Below are 18,209 nucleotides of genomic sequence, written 5' to 3' on the forward strand. Positions count from 1 at the left end.
AAGCATCTGCTGCAGCTGTATAAAGTGTTCTTTTTAGCTTTAATCTATTACTTACAATGTTGGTCAAATGCTTTTTCTAGCTTTTGAACAACTTGGATCGGCTCATGCCCTTCAATCTCATGACGTTCTACCATCATTTGAATCTCCCCATCCTTTAATAAGGCAAAAGAAGGAGATGACGGAGCATATCCTTTAAAATATTCACGTGCTTTCGCAGTAGCTTCCTTATCTTGACCAGCAAAGACCGTTACAAATCGATCTGGGGTTGTCTCGTAGTTTTTCATGTAAGCTGCAGCAGGGCGTGCAATTCCTCCAGCACAGCCGCATACAGAGTTCACCATAACGAGCGTTGTGCCTTCTTCTTTCATAATTGTATCTACGTCCTCAGGTGATTTTAATTCCTTATAACCTGCTTCAACCATTTCTTTACGAGCTGTTTCAACGACATCATTCATATAGAAATTAAATTGCATGAGTGTAACCCTCCAATAACATTGTTTCTTCTATTGTACCTGTTCCATTGTTAATGAACAACTGAAATCGCTCATGCAAGCAAGACAAAGGCTGATGAATAAAATCATCAGCCTTTATCTATACTATTTCCAATTATTCAAGTGCTGTACGAAGCGATTCAATGTTCTTTCTCATTAAGCTGAAGTAATCTTCTTCGTTTTCAACATCTTCCGCAACAAGCGCCTCTAGATTGTGAAGGTATAATGATTCAGCCCCCACTTCATCTTGAACAACCTCTGCCACTTTTGTAGAAATGTTCTGTTCATATAAAACATAATTCAACTCATATTCATTGGCAAAATTAATAATCTCTTGCAGTTGTCTTTGAGAAGGTTCGTTGGTAGGAGATAAGCCAGTTATTCCTACTTGATGCAACCCATATCTTTCCTCCCAGTAGCCATAACCTGCATGAGAAACAAGGAAGGTATCTTTATTTGCTTCTTCAGCCATTTGTGTAAACTCTGCGTCTACTGCCTCAAGCTCCTCTTTTACCTCGTTAAAGTTCGCTGTAAAATATTCTTCCTGCTCCGGCATAAGCTCGATAAGGGTCGATTTAATATTTTCTGCTAATGTAATGGATAGAACAGGATCTAACCAAACATGCGGATCTTCGTCATGATCGTGAGCATGCTCGTGCTCATGGTCTTCCTCATGTCCGTGTTCTTCATGCTCGTGATCATGATCTTCCTCATGTCCGTGTTCTTCATGCTCGTGATCATGATCTTCCTCATGTCCGTGTTCTTCATGCTCGTGATCATGATCTTCCTCATGTCCGTGTTCTTCATGCTCGTGGTCATGGTCTTCCTCATGCCCATGTTCTTCATGCTCGCCATGTGAATGATCATGGTCATAATCAATTAAATCAATGCCCTCAGAGGCTTGAACGATTGAAACGTTCTCTTCTCCCACTGTATTGATTAAAGCATCCACAAACCCTTCAAGGCCTGCCCCGTTATAAATAAAGGCATCTCCTTCAGCCACTTCAATCATTTGACGTGCAGTTGGTTCAAATGTATGAGCATCTGCTCCTACTGGTACCATGTTTTGAACATCGACATACTCACCGCCGATTTTACGAGCAAAATCTTCTAGAGGAAAAATAGTTGTATAGATCTTTAAAGTTTCCTCCGTGACTTCAATTTCCTCATTTTCTTCTGATTCTCCAGACTCTTCTGCTTGATCCTGGCCCCCGCATGCTGCAAGAAACGTTGAAAGAACAAGTATTAGTGCAAACAAACTAGATTTTATTTTCATGACGTACCCCTTTCGTAACGATTACGTTTTATCACGATTATGAATTATATCGGAATTACTACGATTTGTAAAGGTTTCTCATGAATTTTACGAAAAACTTAAAATAGCTGTGCAAAGGCACAGCTATTTTTTAGTCAACTTGCGGTTCAACAGATGAAAGTGAATTCACTCTTTGTTGAAAGACTTTATTCAATTCCTCATAATGAGTAAAGATTTGCGGTAGAATGGTTGAAATCTTCTCTTCATCTCTCTCTTTAACTGCTTTCGTTAATTGTTTTTGTAAAAAGTGATGCTGCTCCTTCCATTCTTCTGATTTCACTTCTCCGTGAAGCAGCTCTCCACGCTTCTTAGCCTCGCTCAGTTTTTTCATAAGCAAATCTCTTTCTGTGCGAATCATTTTCCATTGTTCTGCAGATTCCGGAGCATACTTCTCTGTTAAAAGCTCAAAATAGAAATCTTTATGCACTCTCATATACTTGTGAAAATCTTTATGCTTTGCGTGATCTTTATAGCAGTCACACTCTTTTGTCTCTACCGCCTCTTCTGCACTCACGATGTTCGAGAGCGGCCCTTGTACTACGACAAATACGACAAGTAATTGCATGATGATAAATAAACCATGGATCTTCTTCATCAAACAACATCCTTTCTATAGTGATTAGTCGTAGTATGAGCTAATTAAAAGTAAATAATGTAAAAAAGCTAGAAAGTAGGAGTGAAGTCCTTCTTTCTAGCTTTTAGTATTAATAAATGGATGTTGTATCTTCAGTCATATTTTCTAGAATTTCTTTTACTCGAGCTAAAAATCTTCCGCATACAAGCCCGTCAAGAACTCGGTGGTCTAGCGATAAGCAAAGATTAACCATACTGCGGATCGCAATCATATCACCAGTAGGACTCTCTACCACTACAGGACGCTTTACAATCGATTCAATCGACAGAATCGCTGCTTGAGGATGGTTAATAATCGGTGTTGATAAAACCGATCCAAATGAACCTGTATTATTTACTGTGAAGGTGCCTCCCTGCATATCCGCTCCAGATAGCTTTCCGGTACGAACTTTCGTTGCAAGTTCTTGCACCTCACGGCCGATTCCTTTAATCGTTTTCTCATCAGCATGCTTGATAACCGGGACATAAAGCGCATCATCGGTTGCCACAGCGATGGAGATATTAACATCTTTTTTCTGGATGATTTTATCTCCCGCCCACATTGAGTTTAATTGAGGGAATTCCTTTAAAGCTTCAACTGTTGCTTTAATAAAGAACGGCAGGAATGTTAGGTTAAATCCTTCTTTTTGTTTAAATTCACCTTTTACACTGTTACGGAAATGCACAAGATTTGTGACATCCACTTCAACCATTGTCCAAGCATGAGGCGCTTCATGCTTACTTTTAACCATGTTCGCTGCGATCGCTTTACGAACACCAGAAACAGGAATTTCCACATCACCAGCTGCTACAGGTATGTCCGCTTTATCAACAGACGGCGCTTGACTAGCTGAAGGTGCCTGCACTCCTTTAGATTCCGTACTTGTTTGGTTATTTTGTACAGGTGCAACAGATGACGCGGACTTTGGCTTGCTTGTCTGGCCTCCATTATCAATGACCTTTTGAATATCTTTGCGGGTAATTCTTCCGCCTTTACCACTGCCCTCAACTTGTGTTAAATCAATACCATGCTCTTGAGACATTTTTAGGACGGCAGGTGAATAACGAGCTTTTTGAGAAGTATCTGCTTGTTCATTTGATGGCGCAGTTGCTGTACTTTCTGCTTTATCTGTTTCAACAGGTGCACTTGCTGCATTCGAAGATTCTTCACCTTCTACTTCAATCGTACAAACAGCCACACCAACTTCCACAGTCTCATCTTCTGCGACTAGAAGTTCTTTAATAGTACCCGTATAAGAAGACGGAACTTCAGCATTTACTTTATCTGTCATCACTTCTGCAAGTGGATCGTATTTATTTACCTTGTCGCCTGGTTGAACGAGCCATTTACTAATCGTACCTTCTGTTACACTCTCACCAAGCTGCGGCATTGTAATTTCAGTAGCCATAGGATCCCTCCGATTAGAATTCTGCAAGCTCACGCATTGCTTTTTCAACTTTATCTGGGTTAATCATAAAGTATTTTTCCATTGTAGGTGCATAAGGCATTGCAGGTACATCTGGTCCTGCTAGACGCTGCACAGGTGCATCAAGATCAAATAAGCAATGTTCAGCGATAATAGCAGCTACCTCACCCATAATGCTGCCTTCTTTATTATCCTCTGTCACAAGTAGTACTTTACCTGTCTTACTAGCCGCTTCAATGATCGCTTCTTTATCAAGCGGATAGACTGTACGTAAATCAAGTACATGAGCTGAAATACCATCTTTCTCAAGACGTTCTGCCGCTTGAAGAGCAAAATGTACGGAAAGACCATATGTAATGACGGTAATGTCATCACCTTCACGTTTCACATCCGCTTTACCAATCGGGAGTGTGTAGTCCTCTTCTGGAACTTCACCTTTAATCAAACGGTATGCGCGTTTATGTTCAAAGAATAGAACTGGATCTTCATCACGAATGGCCGCTTTTAATAAACCTTTCACATCATATGGAGTAGAAGGCATAACAATCTTTAAGCCAGGAACACTTGCAAAAATAGCCTCCACAGATTGTGAATGATAAAGTGCACCATGTACGCCGCCGCCATAAGGGGCACGAATGGTAATTGGACAATTCCAGTCATTATTGGAGCGATAACGAATTTTGGCTGCTTCTGAAATGATTTGGTTGACTGCAGGCATAATAAAATCTGCAAACTGCATCTCAGCAACAGGTCTCATTCCATACATTGCCGCACCAATTCCTACACCAGCAATAGCTGACTCTGCAAGCGGTGTATCAATAACACGCTCTTCTCCAAACTTTTCATAAAGACCGTTCGTTGCTCGGAATACCCCGCCGCGAGCACCAACATCCTCACCAAGTACAAATACTTTTTCATCGCGCTCCATCTCTTCTTTAAGCGCTAATGTTACAGCTTCGATATATGAAATAACTGCCATGAGAAATCCCCCCTTCTATTCTGCGTACACGTGCTTCATTGCACTTTCTGGATCAGCATACGGTGCGTTCTCTGCATACTCTGTCGCATCATTAACAATCTTAGCTACGCGTTTTTCCATCTCTTCAAGTGATTGATCTGTTAGAAGACCCACTTCGCGTAAATATTCAGCAAAAGTAATAATCGAGTCAAGCTTCTTCGCTTCTTCTACCTCTTCACGAGAGCGGTAAGCACGATCGTCATCATCACTAGAGTGAGGAGTTAGACGATAAGATACTGTCTCGATTAAAGAAGGACCTTCCCCTCTGCGTCCGCGATCTGCAGCTTCTTTAACAGCCGCATACACAGCTAGTGGATCATTTCCGTCTACTGTTACACCAGGCATACCATAACCAATAGCACGATCAGATACTTTTTCACATGCTAATTGCTTCTCGATTGGTACTGAGATGGCATATTTATTATTTTCACACATTAAAATAACCGGCAGTTTGTGTACCCCAGCGAAGTTTGCTCCTTCATGGAAATCTCCTTGGTTAGAAGACCCTTCACCAAACGTTGTAAAAGTAACAAAATCTTCCCCCTGCATTTTTCCTGCAAGTGCAATCCCAACAGCATGAGGGACTTGTGTTGTAACAGGAGATGAACCTGTAACAATACGGTTTTTCTTTTGACCAAAGTGACCTGGCATTTGACGACCACCAGAGTTTGGATCTTCTGCTTTTGCAAAACCTGAAAGCATCAAGTCCGTAGCTGTCATTCCAAAGGTTAATACTACCCCCATATCGCGGTAGTATGGCAGAATATAATCTTTCTCACGATCAAGCGCAAATGCAGCCCCCACTTGTGCCGCCTCTTGTCCTTGACAAGAGATCACAAATGGAATTTTACCTGCTCGGTTTAATAACCACATACGCTCATCGATTTTACGTGCTAGAAGCATTGTTTCATACATTTCTAACACCTTTTCATCAGAAAGCCCTAATGATTGATGACGATTATCAGCCATTGTATTTCCTCCTTTTAAACGAAGTGAATTAAGAGTGTATTGCTTTGCCTTCTACTGCTAACGCTGCCTCTCCGATAACTTCTGAGAGAGTCGGGTGTGGATGAATCGTATGAGCTACTTCAAAATGAGCAGCGTCAAGAACTTTAGCAAGTGCCGCTTCTGAAATCATATCTGTTACATGCGGTCCGATCATATGAACCCCAAGCACATCATCATTATCAGCATCTGCAATAATTTTTACAAAGCCATCTGTTTCACCAAATACAAGTGCTTTACCAATAGCTTTAAACGGAAATTGTCCGATTTTCACATTATGGCCGCGTTTTTTCGCTTCTTCCTCAGTGATTCCGACACTTGCCATTTCTGGGTGGCTGTAAATACATTTTGATACCGTATCATAATCGATTGGGTCAGGATTTTTTCTTGCTATGTGATCCACTGCAATAATCCCTTCATGAGAAGCAACGTGAGCTAATTGCAAGCCGCCGATCACATCTCCAATCGCGTAAATATGAGATTCTTTTGTTTGATAGAACTCATTAACTAAGATCACACCGTTTTCTACTTGAATATCAGTGTTCTCAAGTCCGATATCTTTTACATTTGCCGTACGTCCTACAGAAACAAGAAGTTTTTCTGCAGTAAAGGTTTCTTCTTTTCCATTAACATCTGCCTTAATGGAAACGCTGTCACCTTTTTCAATCGTGTCCGCCATTACTTTAGCATTTGTAACGATTTTAATACCTTTTTTCTTTAAAATCTTCGCAGCTTCCTTTGAAATGTCTTTATCTTCAGTAGGGAGAATCTGCGGTCCATATTCAATCACGGTTACGTCTACGCCAAAATCATGCAGCATTGACGCCCATTCAATCCCAATAACTCCGCCACCTACAATCAGGATGGATGCAGGAAGAGTTTCAAGCTGCAGAGCCTCATCGGAAGTAAGCACATGGGTCCCATCTACTTCAAGCCCTGGCAATGTACGTGGAGATGACCCTGTAGCAACAATGACGTTTTGAGGGATCAGCATCATATTTTCATCCCCATTTGCCATTTCAACTGAGATGGTTCCTGGTGTAGGAGAGAAAATAGAAGGACCTAAAATACGGCCTGTTCCTTCGAAAACATCGATCTTCCCTTTTTTCATGAGATGTTGTACACCTCGGTGCAACTGATCTACAATACTTTCTTTACGCTTTTGGACTTTTGTGAAATCAAGAGATACTTCACCTGTCTGTACACCAAAATCATCAGCGCGTTTAGCTGTCTCAAATACCTCGGCACTTCTAAGCAGCGCCTTACTCGGGATACATCCTTTATGTAAGCAAGTGCCTCCAAGCTTTTCTTTTTCTACCACTGCTACTTTTAAGCCATGCTGAGCAGCACGGATGGCGGCTACGTAACCGCCAGTCCCTGCACCTAGTATGACAAGATCATATTCTTCAGCCATCCTATTCACTCCTTTATTTCAGGTAAATCTTTTTCATTTAAATCTTTTTCACGTAAAGAAGTTTATCTGCGAGAAATAATGCTGTGACCATTTTGCAGGAATTGACGGCGAGAGCGACGCATGCGTTCAATTCTTTCTTCTGCCATACGGTCAGCTGCTTTATAAGTTGGCAGATGATCACGTTTAGCAATCTCAAATACTTTTGCTACATTATCATAAATTCCTTCAACTTTTTTCATTGCACGATCACGGTTATACCCATTTAATTCATCGGCAACATTAATTACACCGCCAGCATTAATCACATAATCAGGTGCATAAGCAATACCCATTTCATGAATTAAGTTCCCATGACGCTCTTCTTTCAATTGATTATTAGCAGCCCCAGCAATCACTTTTGCTTTTAACTGTGGAATCGTTTGATCATTGATGATCGCTCCTAGAGCACATGGAGCGAAAATATCACAATCTACCCCGTAAATATCATTTACATCTACTGCCTTAGCACCGAAATCATTTACAGCACGCTCTACAGATTCTTTATGGATATCGGTTACAATCAGGTTCGCACCTTCTTCATGCAAGTGTCTGCATAGATTATAAGATACGTTTCCTACGCCTTGAACGGCTACCGTTTTCCCTGCTAAATCATCTGTACCAAATGCTTCCTTAGCAGCTGCCTTCATCCCCACATATACTCCGTATGCAGTTACTGGTGATGGGTTTCCTGATGAACCAAAAGCAGGAGAAATACCTGTTACATAATCTGTCTCATCATGAATAATATCCATATCTTGTACAGTTGTTCCAACGTCTTCAGCTGTAATGTAGCGACCATTTAACCCTTGAATATATCGGCCAAACGCACGGAACATTTCTTCGTTCTTATCTTTACGAGGATCTCCGATAATAACTGTCTTACCGCCGCCTAAATTTAATCCTGCAGCTGCATTCTTATATGTCATTCCACGAGCTAAGCGAAGTGCATCTTCAAAAGCATCTGCTTCCGTGTCATACATCCACATTCTTGTTCCACCCAAAGCTGGTCCAAGAGTCGTATCATGAATAGCGATAATGGCTTTTAGGCCTGATAATTTATCTTGACATACAACCACTTGTTCGTAGTCGTGAAATTCCATATCTTTAAAAAGTTCCATCTTACATCCTCCTCAAATACAAATAAACTCATTTGTTCATGCTACTTACTAGTATTGCAAAAACTGTGCCAACCTAACACAGCCTTTTTTAAGTTGTTTTTTCTGTTATTCATTCCATTTCTAACAAACAACCATGCAAATTTTATCACACCCTGCAAATAATTGCATGCAAATTTAGTCAATATCCATTTTATCAAGCTTATAATAAAGTGAGCGAATCGAGATATTTAGTCGTTTGGCAGCAGCTGTTTTATTACCGGCACACTCCTCAATTGATTTCATAATCACACTGCGCTCATATTCCTCCATCAGCTCTTGTAATGTTTTATGTTCATCTCTAAAAGCAGGTTGATTAGAAGAGATCTGCGGCGTTTCCTCTGTTAGAATAGGCAGATGCTGTTTCGTTATTTTTGTAGATCCCGCTTCCATATAGATCATCGCACGAGCCAGCACATTTTCTAATTCCCGGACATTCCCCGGCCAATGATACGTTTTTAAATAATTGAGGGCATCTTCTGTCAGGCCATGGACGTAACGGCCATAGTCTTCGTTCAGCTTCGTTAGTAAGTGCTTGGCTAATTGAGATAAATCATTAATTCTTTCTCTTAGCGGCGGTATGTAAATAGGCATTTTATTGAGTCTGTAATATAAATCCTCACGAAATTCTTTTTCTACAATGGCACGTTCAAGGTGTACATTTGTAGCTGCAATTACCCTGACATCAATAGAGATGGCTTTTGTGCCGCCCACCCTCACAATCTCTTTTTCCTGCAGTACGCGAAGAAGCTTCGCTTGCATATTGCTTGATAATTCACCAATTTCGTCTAAGAAAATACTTCCCTGCTCAGCCTCTTCAAACAATCCTTTTTTTCCGCCTCTGCGTGCCCCTGAAAATGCTCCTTCTTCATAGCCGAACAATTCACTTTCAAGCAACGTTTCAGAGAGAGCCGCACAATTTACTCGTATAAACGGATAATGCCTGCGATTGCTTTCATTATGTATCGCATGTGCAAATAATTCTTTACCGGTACCTGATTCCCCTCTGAGGAGAATGGTAACTGGTGTAGAAGCCGCAATTTTTGCTTGCTCAATCGCCACTTGCATTTCTTGGGAGGAACCGACAATTTCATCAAACGAATATTTCGCTTTCAATGATTCTAACAGCCGCTTTGCTTGTTTTAATTCTTTATTTAGCGACTTGATTTCTGAGACGTCATGGAGCACTCCTACACTTCCTTTAATCTGTCCATCGACGATTACCGGAGCGACATTAACAATAACATCACGCTTACTCGGACCTACTTTTAGGGGTACACCGCGCACTGCTTTACGTGTTTCCAATACTCTTAAATGCATGCTTTCGCCCTCTGAAATATCTGCCGTTGCGGGCTGATTAATGACTTCTTCTTTTTTGAGACCGGTCAGCCTTGAATAGGCTGGATTAATCATGATCCCATTCCCATGCTCATCAACCACTGAGATCGCATCATCAGATGAATGAATAATCGCTTCAAGCATCGTTTGTATGCTCTTTAAATTTGTTACTTGTTCAGCCATCTCAACAATTTCTGTAACATCTTTAAAGATAGCTAATCCGCCAATGCATTTATCCTCTTCAAACATTGGAACACGCGTGGTTAAAATTGTCGTCCCATTCTCAAAATGCTGCTTTTTATTATGTTCTTCCTTTTTCGTTTGTATCACTCTAGGGAGCCCGCTGTTTGGAAGCACTTCTTGAATATGTACACCTATTGCATCCTCTGATTTAATTCCTGACATTTTTGATGCCGCTTTATTAAAAAACAACACTTGCGATTCAGCATTTACGGCAATCATCCCGTCATGGGTAGAGTTAAGAATCGTTTCTTGAATAGAAGAATGCTGATTAAGCTTCTGAATAAGAAAGTCCTTTTCTTCAATTAATGTAAAAAATAATCGAGCAATCCGAGAAGGCACAATTGTAGTCCCTTCTTTTATATGAGCTTGAAGCGACTCTAACACATCCTTGCGTCCTGTCGCTTCGAACACAATGTCTATATCTTCTGTATAATACTCTTTCCAATTAGAGCTTGTTTTAATGTGCTGTCTTTCGGCGAGTTCTATTCCTTTTGCCTTAAGATCTACATCTATGACTGCTTGAACTTCTATATGTTCCATGTCTAAGAGCATTTGTAAAAGAGCTGTTCCCCCTATACCTGCCCCTATAAGAAGTACATTTTTCATACAATCCCTCCAGTCTCAAAAAGGGTTCTCCCCTATTCCCCTTCAAATAAAACGCTTTCTCTACTATCCACTATTACGTAAATTTAATGAACATGCAACCTTCATCATGTACAAGGTTCCGATTTTCCGTTACTATTAAGATGAATATGAGCGAACAGATCACTCGTTAACGTTTGATATGTAAGTTCTATAATAATTGTAGAGATGATCATTGTAGAAATGAAAGAGGATTGATTATGGGACGATTTATTGCACTAATGATTCTTGTGATACCAGCCGTTATTGCGGGCTATGGAATAAAACTGATGAGAGATACTATTTTTACGTTGCTTAACACTCCTTATCCCAATTTATCTGTTCAATTTATTGCAGGCTTTATTTTATTCTTAGCAGGATTAGGATTCATTGGCGGATTTATCTTTCATCGCGATAAAAAGAACGGAAAGATTGCCCCGCGCTTTAAAAAACGAAAATAATAAACGAAACCAACAAAAAAGACGAGAAACCCTGATACGAGTTTCTCGTCTATTTTTGTTGAAATGGAACGCCAATCCCATCAAGCCATTTTAAGATTCCTGAAGCATTGATTACTTTTGAAAAAGAGATACGCTCAGCAAGGAAAATTAAAAATCCTACCCCAAAAACAATCAACCATTGGATGTGCGTGGGTGTAAATTGAATAATAATGATCGCTAAGACTGCTCCTGCGGTCGTTGATCCGTTATCGCCAAGCAAAGCCTGCCTATGGCCTTCAAGTACAAACCACAAATAAAAGATAGCCAGTCCGTATATTAAAAGAAAAAAGGCAGGAGCTGGGTAGCTTAGGAGGATTGGAATCAAAATAATTGTGGTGAATTTACATACTCTAAGCGGCCTGGTGTCAAACAAATTTGCTAGATGAGGCAGCCAGCTTAACAATAAAAAATAGCGTAATGCTTCATAGATAGACGTTGTGTGCAGGTGATACACAAAAAGCATTGATAAAATAAAGGTCCCTATCAACTTAATAAGTCCTGTTGTCGGGATTTTTTTAGTCCATACAAAATATAAATGCCCGCGAAGTCCCTTTGGTTCCTTTGTTCCGTAACGATCATCTATAAAACCTAAAAACCAAATCCCCACAACATAAGCAAGAGCTTGGTAAGAAAATGCAATGGCATACGTTTCTTCAGGCACAATCATGCAATAAGTGGCATAGCCATACAAAATGATTACCCCTAAGCTGTATGGAACGGCCTTTCCTTCATAATTGACCACAGTCCAACCAAGTGAGCGAAAAGCAATCATACTGATATATGCAATGATCGGAACAGTGATAAGTAATGCGATCATTTCTCCACCACTCTCATTCGAACGGATCGCATTCTAATAACTCTCAGTTGACGTTCAATATCAATCCACTGCTTTAATCGATGCATAAAACCAGCAGGAGACTTCCCCATTTCTCTATGGGTCATGCGAGTCTCCACTTCCTTTACCACTGCTCCAGCTAATAGGAAGTCAATCGTCATCTTTGTCTCCACACCAAACCCATTATATTCTTCGTTAAGTAACAGATCGAGCCATTTGCGATGAAAGATTCGTTGACCGGATAAAGGGGCCTCTATCATTGCTCCTGTATACTTTAAAATAATCGATTGCGCTCTTCTCTTCACGAAGCCAAAACCTGCTCTATCACCAGCTTTCACCTTAGAGATCACTAAATCCGCCAGATTATCTTGTATTGGGACTATGAGATTTTTCAGTTCAATTGCAGACCTTCCAAGATCCGCATCTACACATGCAATGAATTCCCCCCTTGCAGCTTGCCAGCCAATTTTCAATGCATGGCCCTTGCCTTTATTTTGAGAAAGGTCAATAACATGATCTGCGTATTGATGAGCGATTGTACTCGTTTGGTCCGTACTTCCATCATTAATAATAATAATTTCAAGCAATCCAGGTATATGGCGCAGAGCGTCAATTGTCTCTTTAATGAATACTTCTTCGTTATAAGCAGGAATAATCACTGAGACATTACTCATGATGAAATGCCCCTTTTTTTCGAATCCAATCCTTCTTATCAGCTGCTTTTTTTACCCATTCACTCACAACAGCTTCTAACTGTTTCATCCGATTAACAATCGTGCCTAAGTGATTTTTCTCAAGCTTATGAATCCCTTTAAGGTCTGTTAAGCAATCACCGGCCTGTATTCTAGCTAATACACTTGATGCCATTCCTGGCCTACCCTTTTCAAGATAATCCCTCATTCCAAACCTGCAGCCAACTAAATAAATATGATCAGCATTAGACCAATAAGAAGCTTGAATAGCCATGTCTTCACTTGTTCCGACCAAAGAAAGGGTTTGATAAGACAGTCCTAAACTCGATAACCGCGTGCTGCCGGGAGAATATCCATCTTCATATGAATGACAAACAAGTGCCGCCCCTGACTGCAGCGATTCTTCACTGACTGAATCCATATCCCCAATAATAAAGTCAGGTTGGTAGCCTAATTTCCTAAGTCCGTCTGCTGCTCCGTCAACGGCAATCACGATTAAGTCCGCTTGATTTAACAGCTTTTTAGCATAGGCTAAATCTTTTTCATACCCCCCGCCTCTAGCTACGATCAGTACTTTTTGTTTTTCTAGACGGTCAAACACTTCCGGTAGATGTTTCTTTAACATAAAGGTTGCTTTTTCTTTCTGAGCATAATCAAGCGTATTCGTAATGAAATCATCAAATCGATAACTATACGACGCTTTTGCCAGGCCTTTTAATTGATTAACCACTTGTGAATTATAGGAAGCAACGGCCGCAATTTCTTCATATCCATCAAAGGATTTCACATAAAGCTTATCTTGAATAATTAGCGCTTCTTCCCCGTCAAATATTTTCTGTTTTTCCATCATGCAGACTACATCAAACACATGTATTCCAGCCGATAGTAACATCTCGATATTTGAATGCTCATATCTCCCTGTCATCGATGTTGAAGCATTTACAATAGCCCTTACTCCCCGCTCAATCAGACCGCTTGCGGAGACAGAATCAATATCTTCATGCCATAGGAATGCGATTGACCCTTTTGGAATATGATGAATTAACTTTTTCGTTTGCTTATTCTCATAGATCGGCCCCAAAATCACTTGACTCATCATCGAACCCTCTCTCATCCTGTTTGCCTTTAGTATGAACAGATACAAAAAAATTACTATAAATGAGAATAAAAAGACCGGCTGCCTGCATTATGACAGGCAACCGGTCTTCTTAATTCGGCTCTTGATTCTTACCTTTTCAAGATACCTTATGTTCGATTCGAAGTTTATCCGCAACCATTGCGATAAATTCTGAGTTTGTTGGTTTTGCTTTCGTATGACTAACTGTATAACCGAATAAACTTGAAATGGAATCGATATTTCCTCTGCTCCACGCCACTTCAATAGCATGCCTGATCGCACGTTCTACACGGCTTGATGTCGTATTAAATTTCTTTGCAATATCTGGATAGAGCACCTTCGTAATAGAACCTAATAATTCAATATCATTGTATACCATTGTAATTGCTTCACGTAGATACATGTATCCTTTTATATGTGCGGGTACTCCAATCTCATGAATGATATTGGTGATGCTTGCATCTAAATTAAAACTTCGATCATTAGAGTGATTTGATTGTGCAAAAGAAAGTGTAGACGAAGACTTTTGTACAAATGAACGCTTTGTACCGCCAATTTCCCGGATGTTTGAGATCAACACTTCCATGTCAAAAGGTTTCAACACATAATAAGATGCACCTAGATCTACTGCTTTTTTGGTCACATCTTCTTGACCAAAAGCTGTCAGCATAATAATATTAGGTTTCTTACGCAAACCCATTTGATGCATACGCTCTAGAACAGCTAATCCGTCTAAGTGAGGCATAATAATATCTAATACCAACACATCCGGCTGTTGCTCTTCCACAGTGTTTAAACATTCTTGCCCATTAAAAGCTACACCTACAACTTCCATATCATCTTGTGAAGAAATGTATTCATTTAGTAGGTTTACTAATTCCCTATTATCATCAGCAATACTCACTTTTATTTTTTGCACAATACAACCTCCTCGATTCCTGTTAATTTGTCATAGGATACGATTTCGACAATCACCATGATATTCCTTTTTATTTTTCGAAAAATAATAGCTTTTTTCTGATTTACTTAGAATTTCTATTGTTTCCTCCTGTTTTCGACCATTTTCGATAATTAAAGGAGGAAATACTTGGATTTGTCGAATAATCTTTGTTGTCTTTATCAGCTTACCATACCTTATGTATAAAGTCCCCCTTATTTCCTAGAAAAAAGCAGAAAAAAGCCAAAACGGTTGTTAACTCGCTTTGGCTTTTTCTTGAATATGATTAATGACTCCTGCCTCTTCTAACATCCACCCGATATGACAACCGTATCCGCTCGTTGGGTCATTGACAAATACATGGGTTACTGCACCAATTAGTTTCCCATCCTGAATGATTGGGCTCCCGCTCATTCCTTGAACAATACCGCCTGTTTCTTCAAGGAGTCTAGGATCGGTTACTTTAATAACCATCCCTTTCGTAGCAGGCTGCTTTTGAGGAACTGAACTGACAATTTCGATATCAAATTCTTCTACATCTTCTCCGTTTACTACTGTTAAGATCTTGGCTGGTCCCTCTTTTACGTGTGATGATAGGGTGACAGGCATCTGTTCATCATGAATATTGTTTTTAAGTGATTCCTTTGCAAGTGTCCCAAAAATTCCAAAAGGACTGTTTTTCTCGATCGAACCAAGTATATCTCGCTGCTGTGAAAAATTAGCAAGTTTCTCGCCTGGATCACCGTTGCTTCCTTTTTCAATCGCCGTAACTGAGGAACGGATAATCTGGCCGTCATGTACAACGATTGGCTTTTTTGTATCTACATCTGAGATCACATGACCAAGAGCTCCGTATTTTTTTGAGACCGGATCATAGAAAGTCATCGTCCCGACCCCTGCTGCAGAATCCCTTATATATAAACCCATACGATATGAGTGTTCCCCGTTAGACTTAAGGGGGGTCAATTCTTTTGTTAAATCCTGTTGATCTCTTTTTATAGTGATGCTTAACGGCCTTCCTTCTTCACCTGCTGCCTGAACATATTCGGCAACCTGGCTCATACGCTGAATGGGATGGCCGTCAATACTCGTGATCATATCACCGACTAATATTTCAGCGTCTTCCCCTGGTGATTGATCGCCCTCCTTAGTTTGAACTAGGTGATGACCAACGACAAGGACTCCTTCAGTATTAAGTTTCACACCTATGGATTGCCCTCCGGGTATAACTTTAATATTTGGTAGCACATTAACATCAACTTGTTTAACTGGAAAACCTGATACTTCCATATTTAGCTCTGTTTCCCCTGCCTTTGAAGCGGTGATCGTTGCCTCAGTACCAGCATTATTTTCTTTTAAAGAAAATGCAATATGCGGCTGATCACTCATCACAGGAATCGAAGCTTCCATTAAGCCTTCATTTTCACGACTTGTTTGATAAAGGGTTGTTTCTTCTCCTTCAAAGACAGTAATGGATGTTGGAATTGCAATCCACTCCTTTAGAGCTGTTTGAAATCCTAAGCTAAGAAGAAAAAGAAGACATCCTATTCCTATAAATTTTCTAACTGCATCGCCTCTCACTCACTTCACTCTCCTAGCTCTAGCCCACACCTCCATGATGGCTGTACTACTAATGTTGCCTTGATTGGAGTCATTTATAACCGTAAGCAAAAGAAAAAAGCTACCCTTAATTGGCTAGCTTTTCTTCTTATTAATTTTAATGTGGTTCTTTTAGCTGTTCTGCGAGATCTAATAACTCTCTGGCATGCTGTTTAGTTAGGTCTGTCACTTCCACCCCAGAGATCATTCTGGCTATTTCATCCACTTTCTCATCTAATTCAAGCGGTGTAACAGATGTATGAACACGATCTTCTTTTTCATGTTTTGCAATATATAAATGCGTGTCTGCCATAGCTGCAACTTGTGGAAGGTGTGTAATACAAAGCACTTGCGACCCCATTGCAATCGCATGAATTCTCTCAGCAATTGCTTGTGCAACTCGTCCGCTGACACCTGTATCGACTTCATCAAAAATAACAGAGGTGATCTGCTGATGTGTTTGGAAGATCGATTTGAGCGCTAACATTATTCGAGAGATCTCTCCACCGGATGCGGTTTTAGAAAGTGGCTTCATCGGCTCTCCTGGATTTGTAGAAAGGTAAAATTCCACTTGATCCATCCCCTCAGGCCCAAATGCAACTTGTTTACCATCAATCGTTGGACTTGATTTAGTTGGAGGCTTTGGCTCAATGCGAATATCCATAACCGTCTTTTCCATGTATAGAGCTTTTAACTGTTTGTGAATAGCTTTAGTTAAGTGCTTGGCAGCTTTTTTCCTTATGTCTGTAATTGCTTTGCCTTCTACGTATAAATCATGCCAGGCAGTGTCAAGCTCTTGCTGCAGCTGTAAGACTCGATCATCTTTGTGCAAAATGGTGTCAAGTTCCTCTTCTATCTTTGAGGCGTATTCTAAAATGTCTTCTACATTCTCCCCATATTTTCGCTTTAATCGTTGAATATCATTTAATCTGCTTTCAATAAAATCCAATCGATTAGGGTCAAATTCGACTCCATCAACCTGATCTCTTATCGTAAATGTAGACTCCTCAATTAAATAATAACAATTACTGATTGATTCATGAAGAGGTGCCAGATTTTTGTCAACAGAAGCCGCTTCTTCAAGATGCATCATGGCATTCATTAAATAATCCAAGCCTTTTCCATCACCATATAGATTTCCGTAGCTGTCATTTAGCGATTGAAATAACTTTTCGCTGTTAGCTAGCTTAAACCGCTCTTCTGTTAATAAACGATCTTCTTCTGGCTCAAGCTTTGCCTCATTGATTTCTTTTAATTGATACGTTAATAAATCAATGCGTTGAGCCATTTCTTGTTCATTATGACTTAAATGCTTAACTTGCTTTTCAAGTGCAGAAGCCCTCTCAAATATACTTTTATACTCTGCTTTTGCTTGCGCTAAGTCTGACTTCGCATAACTATCGAGCATTCCTAAGTGATGTTCCGCTTGAAGAAGAGCTTGGTGCTCATGTTGTCCATGAATATCAACCAATCCTCCACCAATCTCGCGCAAAATCCCTAGTGTTACCAGTTTTCCGTTTATTCGGCAAATACTTTTTCCTTGAGCCGTAATATCCCGACGCAAAACAAACATATCATCTTGGACATCTATCCCTAATTCTTGTGCTTTTCTAATGACTGGATGATGGTTTTCGATGCTGAAAAGCCCTTCAATTTCGGCCCGTTTTTCTCCATGACGAACAAATTCTGCCGATCCACGTCCTCCTAGTAAAAGGCCGATCGCATCAATAATAATGGACTTCCCTGCACCCGTTTCACCTGTAAGCACAGTTAGACCTTTTTCAAAAGGTATCGTTAATTCATCAATGATCGCAAAATGTTTGATTGATAATTCAACTAACATTTTCTACTC

At 40.1% G+C, this 18,209-nt stretch carries 16 protein-coding genes; 1 reads left to right on the plus strand and 15 read right to left on the minus strand.

Annotation, left to right across the window (positions count from 1 at the left end; translation table 11 throughout):
• Window positions 1–47: 47 nt before the first annotated feature.
• From PQ478_RS15080 to PQ478_RS15120, 9 genes are all read right to left on the minus strand, one after another.
• The gene (locus PQ478_RS15080) at window positions 48–473 is read right to left on the minus strand and encodes a BrxA/BrxB family bacilliredoxin (RefSeq protein ID WP_012959627.1); all 426 of its coding nucleotides are present in this window, start codon (window positions 471–473) and stop codon (window positions 48–50) included.
• A gap of 133 nt (window positions 474–606) precedes the next feature.
• On the minus strand, window positions 607–1,767 hold the full coding sequence (locus PQ478_RS15085; protein ID WP_289234753.1) for a metal ABC transporter solute-binding protein, Zn/Mn family: 1,161 nt from the start codon (window positions 1,765–1,767) through the stop codon (window positions 607–609).
• 130 nt (window positions 1,768–1,897) lie between these two features.
• Complete coding sequence (locus tag PQ478_RS15090; RefSeq protein WP_289234754.1) at window positions 1,898–2,401, minus strand: hypothetical protein; 504 nt, start codon at window positions 2,399–2,401, stop codon at window positions 1,898–1,900.
• A gap of 109 nt (window positions 2,402–2,510) precedes the next feature.
• Window positions 2,511–3,827 (minus strand): dihydrolipoamide acetyltransferase family protein, encoded by a 1,317-nt coding sequence (locus tag PQ478_RS15095; RefSeq protein WP_289234755.1) that lies wholly within the window; start codon window positions 3,825–3,827, stop codon window positions 2,511–2,513.
• A 13-nt stretch (window positions 3,828–3,840) separates the two neighbouring features.
• Window positions 3,841–4,824, minus strand: a complete 984-nt coding sequence (locus tag PQ478_RS15100) for an alpha-ketoacid dehydrogenase subunit beta (protein WP_012959631.1) — start codon at window positions 4,822–4,824, stop codon at window positions 3,841–3,843.
• A 15-nt stretch (window positions 4,825–4,839) separates the two neighbouring features.
• Window positions 4,840–5,832, minus strand: a complete 993-nt coding sequence (locus PQ478_RS15105) for a thiamine pyrophosphate-dependent dehydrogenase E1 component subunit alpha (RefSeq protein ID WP_289234756.1) — start codon at window positions 5,830–5,832, stop codon at window positions 4,840–4,842.
• 28 nt (window positions 5,833–5,860) lie between these two features.
• Window positions 5,861–7,282 carry a dihydrolipoyl dehydrogenase gene (gene lpdA / locus PQ478_RS15110; protein ID WP_289234757.1) on the minus strand — a complete coding sequence of 474 codons (1,422 nt, stop codon included), beginning with the start codon at window positions 7,280–7,282 and terminating at the stop codon, window positions 5,861–5,863.
• A gap of 62 nt (window positions 7,283–7,344) precedes the next feature.
• The gene (gene bcd / locus PQ478_RS15115) at window positions 7,345–8,439 is read right to left on the minus strand and encodes a branched-chain amino acid dehydrogenase (protein WP_012959634.1); all 1,095 of its coding nucleotides are present in this window, start codon (window positions 8,437–8,439) and stop codon (window positions 7,345–7,347) included.
• Window positions 8,440–8,613: 174 nt separating this feature from the next.
• Entirely contained in the window at window positions 8,614–10,662 is a 2,049-nt protein-coding gene (locus PQ478_RS15120; protein ID WP_289234758.1) for a sigma 54-interacting transcriptional regulator, read from the minus strand.
• 236 nt (window positions 10,663–10,898) lie between these two features.
• On the opposite strand from PQ478_RS15120, the gene PQ478_RS15125 reads away from it, so the two are divergent.
• Window positions 10,899–11,138 (plus strand): DUF2627 domain-containing protein, encoded by a 240-nt coding sequence (locus PQ478_RS15125; protein WP_075680987.1) that lies wholly within the window; start codon window positions 10,899–10,901, stop codon window positions 11,136–11,138.
• 49 nt (window positions 11,139–11,187) lie between these two features.
• Here the strand turns inward: PQ478_RS15125 and PQ478_RS15130 are convergent, their stop codons facing one another.
• The 6 genes from PQ478_RS15130 to recN form a co-directional block, all read right to left on the minus strand.
• Window positions 11,188–11,994 (minus strand): hypothetical protein, encoded by an 807-nt coding sequence (locus PQ478_RS15130; protein WP_289234759.1) that lies wholly within the window; start codon window positions 11,992–11,994, stop codon window positions 11,188–11,190.
• A complete protein-coding gene (locus PQ478_RS15135; RefSeq protein WP_289234760.1) occupies window positions 11,991–12,686 on the minus strand; it encodes a glycosyltransferase family 2 protein in 696 nt (231 codons plus the stop codon). The genes PQ478_RS15130 and PQ478_RS15135 overlap by 4 nt, the downstream gene beginning before the upstream one ends.
• The gene (gene steA / locus PQ478_RS15140) at window positions 12,679–13,803 is read right to left on the minus strand and encodes a putative cytokinetic ring protein SteA (protein WP_289234761.1); all 1,125 of its coding nucleotides are present in this window, start codon (window positions 13,801–13,803) and stop codon (window positions 12,679–12,681) included. Before steA ends, PQ478_RS15135 begins: the two co-directional genes overlap by 8 nt.
• Window positions 13,804–13,939: 136 nt before the next feature.
• Window positions 13,940–14,740 carry a sporulation transcription factor Spo0A gene (gene spo0A, locus PQ478_RS15145; RefSeq protein ID WP_289234762.1) on the minus strand — a complete coding sequence of 267 codons (801 nt, stop codon included), beginning with the start codon at window positions 14,738–14,740 and terminating at the stop codon, window positions 13,940–13,942.
• A 273-nt stretch (window positions 14,741–15,013) separates the two neighbouring features.
• Window positions 15,014–16,339, minus strand: coding sequence for a SpoIVB peptidase (gene spoIVB, locus PQ478_RS15150; RefSeq protein WP_289234763.1), 1,326 nt, complete (start codon window positions 16,337–16,339; stop codon window positions 15,014–15,016).
• A gap of 136 nt (window positions 16,340–16,475) precedes the next feature.
• Entirely contained in the window at window positions 16,476–18,200 is a 1,725-nt protein-coding gene (gene recN / locus PQ478_RS15155) for a DNA repair protein RecN (RefSeq protein WP_012959642.1), read from the minus strand.
• Window positions 18,201–18,209: the final 9 nt, after the last annotated feature.

The sequence above is a fragment of the Alkalihalophilus pseudofirmus genome (genome assembly GCF_029094545.1).
In the GTDB taxonomy this organism is placed as follows: Bacteria; Bacillota; Bacilli; order Bacillales; family Bacillaceae_D; genus Alkalihalophilus; species Alkalihalophilus pseudofirmus.